The organism is Roseateles sp. P5_B10, from assembly GCF_056400485.1.
This window is the reverse complement of record NZ_JBFULE010000631.1, coordinates 1-3,108: the sequence shown is the minus strand read 5'-3', so window position 1 is coordinate 3,108 and position 3,108 is coordinate 1. Positions and strand designations below refer to the sequence as shown.

Sequence of the window (3,108 nt, the reverse complement as noted above, 5' to 3'; positions counted from 1 at the left end):
GTGTAGGTGAACGTATAAGCGCCATTCAAGTCGGTCGTCCCCGTGGCACTGGTCACGCCGTTGCCGGTGACATTGATAGTCACGCCCGGCATCGGATTGCTGTTCACGTCAGACAGCGTGTATTGGACGGTACCGGCGGCACCGACCGTCGCAACGGCCGGCACCGGGCTGGCTTGCGAGAAGTTTGCCCCAATGACCTGGAACGCAGCGGTGCGCGTCAGGTTGCCGCTTGTCGCAACGACCGTGATGGTGCGATTCGAGCGATCCTGACCGATGTTGACCGCACCCGTCACCTGCCCACTGGCATTTGTAGTGCTGGAGGGCGCGATGAGGAAGGCGCTGGCGTCTGTCACCGACAGCTGCACGGGAATGCCCTGCAAGGCGTTTCTATTGCTGTCCACTGCCGTAGCCGTGGCCGTGATCGTTGCGCTGCCCGAGTTGTTGATATTGCTCGCGCTCAGCGTCAGCGTCAGGTCATTGGCCTGAGGATTGTTGGTTGAAGACTGCTGGACGACATTGAAGGTCACCGCCCGCGTAATGGCGCCCGAGGTCACGGTCAGGGTCACGGGGCGAACCGAAGTGTCCGAGCCCTGGGTGATCGTGGCCGTCAGCAGGCCGCTGGCATTGGTCGCTGTCGCGTTATTTGTCGACACCACCGCATTGGCATTGATGGAAACGCTGACCGGCACGTTGCCGACTGCGGCGCGGTTGGTGTCGATGGACGTTACCGTCGCCGTGATCGAATCGGTTCCCGTGTTCGTCAACGTGGACTTGTTCAGCACGACGACGAGGTCGGCCGCCACCGCGCTCGCCGCGCCCGACGGGGTGGATGCCGGGGGATCGAAGACCGGCGTGCCCGCGCTACCACCACCACCGCCACAGGCCGTGAGGGCGGCGGCGATCACACCACCCAACAACGCACGAACCGCAGTCCGGCTCCAAACATCAAACTTCAACATCTCTGCTCACTCCCGTGTGTAGCCAGCGCAGCTGACACATCGTCAATTCGGTGAAACCTCAGCGCACCGTCGACCGCTCACTGACGACCTTGGGCGTCAGGAAGATCAACAGCTCGGTCTTGGAGGTCGTTCGGGTCTTATTCTTGAACAGGTTGCCCAGGAAAGGCACATCGCCCAGCAGCGGTACCTTGTTGACGGTCTCGCCTTCGTCCTGGGTATAGATGCCGCCGATGACGACCGTACCGCCGTTCTCGACCAGCACCTGTGTCTGAACATGTTTGGTATTGATCGCATAACCCTGAGGCGTCAACGTACCGCGGCTGTCCTTGTTGACGTCCACGTTCAGGATGACGCTGCCTTCAGGCGTGATCTGCGGCGTGACCTCCAGCTTGAGGTTGGCCTTGCGGAACTGCACCGAGGTGGCGCCGCTCGCGGTGGCCACCTGATAGGGCAGCTCCTCGCCCTGCTCGATGAGGGCCTTGACCTGGTCGGCCGTGATGACGCGCGGGCTGGACACGACCTTGCCCTTGCCGTCAGATTCAAGCGCCGACAGCTCAAGGTTCAGGAAGCGGTTGGCGGTGGCACTGAACAGAGACAGCGCGACCTGGGTCGCCGTGCCACCGCTGAATGCGTCAGACGACACGTTCGCCGGCAGGTTGACGAACTGGGTGTTGTTGTAGTTGGCCGAGACCCCTTGGTTGGTCTGTGAGCCGATGCCGTTGTAGTTGCCGCCAACGGTCACGTAATTGCCGCCACCGACGCTATAGCCCGGGATGCCCCCCTGCTGCCCGCGCAGATCGTTGGCGCCGAGCTTGACGCCCAACGAGCGGCCGAACTTGTCGTTGGCTTCGACGATGCGCGCCTCGATCAGCACCTGGCGCACCGGGATGTCGATCTTGGCGATCATGGCCTGGATCTCTTCAAGCTTGCTCGGGACGTCCGAGACGAAGAGCTGGTTGGTGCGAGGCTCGAAGATGACACTGCCGCGCGTCGAAAGGATGCGAGTACCGGTACCGGTACCGCTGCCACCACCGCCGGAACCGCCGCTGCCGGAGGATGTGATGCCCTGACCCGTCAGGCCCTTGGCAAGGTCCTCGGACTTCACATAGTTGAGTTGGAAGGACTGGGTTCGCAGCGGTTCGAGCTGAGCGATGGCGGCCTTGGCTTCAAGGTCCAGCCTCTCCTTGGTGGCGAGCTCTTCCTTGGGTGCGATCCACAGCACGTTGCCGGACTTCCTCAGGCCCAGGCCCTTGGCCTGCATGATGATGTCCAGCGCCTGATCCCAGGGCACGTCCTTCAGGCGCAGCGTGACACTGCCGGTCACGGTATCGCTGGTGACGACGTTGAAGTTGGTGAAGTCGGCAATGACCTGCAGCAGTGCCCGGACTTCGATGTTCTGGAAGTTCAGCGACAGCTTGTCACCCGCGTAGCCGGGCCCCTGGGTCAGCTTGTTCGGATCGATCTTCTGCGGCCTGACCTCCAGGACGAACTGGTTATCGCTCTGGTAGGCGCTGTGTTCCCAGTTGCCCTTGGGTTCGACCAGCATGCGCACCCGATCACCGATCTGGCTCGTGGTGATGGTTTGCACGGGGGTGCCGAAATCGGTCACGTCGATCTTGCGACGCAGGTTCTCCGGCAGGCTGGAACGCAGGAACTCGACCACCAGGCCATGGCCCTGCTGCTGGATGTCGACGCCGACCTGGTTGCTGGGCAGGTTGACGATGACGCGGCCCGCATCGTCCGCACCGCGACGGAAGTCGATGTCGCGCAGCGACTGGGGCGCGGCGTTCAGGCTCTGTGCGAAATGGACCGGTTCGCCGGGAGCCTGGGCCTGGGGCAAGGGCTGCGCAGGCGTCGGGTCGAGCACGATGACCAGGGCGCTGCCCTCCAGCTTGGCGGTGTAGCCCGAAGCATGGCGCAGGTTCAGCACGATGCGGGAGCGTTCCCCCGCCTGCGCCACATTGGCCGAGCGCAGATTTCCCTGGTTGATGTCGATCTGGTTGCGACCGACGCCGTTCGTGACGCCCGGTAGATCGATGGCGATGCGCGGCGGCGCCTGGATCGTGAAGCCGGTCGGCAGGGCCGGCAAGGGCTCGCTCAGTTCAATCCGCACGACCTCCACACCCGCCTGCTGGCTGGTATTGATCGA

General features: G+C 63.3%; 2 protein-coding genes. Both read right to left on the bottom strand.

Annotated elements, in window-relative coordinates; genetic code table 11:
* Positions 1-959, bottom strand: a 959-nt coding sequence (locus tag AC1DU6_RS25100; protein WP_477860401.1) for a hypothetical protein, incomplete at its 3' end; no start/stop codon positions are given.
* A 58-nt stretch (positions 960-1,017) separates the two neighbouring features.
* The coding region (locus AC1DU6_RS25095; protein WP_477860399.1) for a type IV pilus secretin PilQ at positions 1,018-3,108 on the bottom strand (2,091 nt) is incomplete at its 5' end.